This is a genomic window from Shewanella sp. AS16 (assembly GCF_021412365.1).
GTDB classification, from domain to species: Bacteria; Pseudomonadota; Gammaproteobacteria; order Enterobacterales; family Shewanellaceae; genus Shewanella; species Shewanella salipaludis.
The window spans coordinates 1-283 of record NZ_JAKCLK010000404.1 but is presented as its reverse complement, the minus strand read 5'-3'; the positions used below and the strand labels follow the sequence as shown (position 1 = coordinate 283).

Below are 283 nucleotides of genomic sequence, written 5' to 3'. Positions count from 1 at the left end.
CAACAGATTCACTGGGGAGGTCGCGAGGAGGCGCAATTCTACAAAATTGCGCATTTCACTACTAGTCTGGAGTCAGCCCGGATATGAGCTGCAACTATTGCAAATAAAGAAATTAAGCTGGAAGGCATCACGCAATGAGGAAGATTGCCGGGTGCTGACGGCAAAAAACAATCGTAAAATCAGCGGCAAGCCGGAAGGGTTCCGGTGAGGCGCAATGTTGCGGGGGCTTTATCCCTGGTGGCATTGGTTGCTGGAGAGAGAAAACCCCCGCACGTTGCAGGTA

General features: G+C 51.6%; 1 protein-coding gene. It reads left to right on the top strand.

The genetic code is table 11. The features are described from left to right. On the top strand, positions 1-208 hold a 208-nt coding region (locus tag LZP73_RS20850), incomplete at its 5' end, for a hypothetical protein (protein WP_234236892.1). Positions 209-283: the final 75 nt, after the last annotated feature.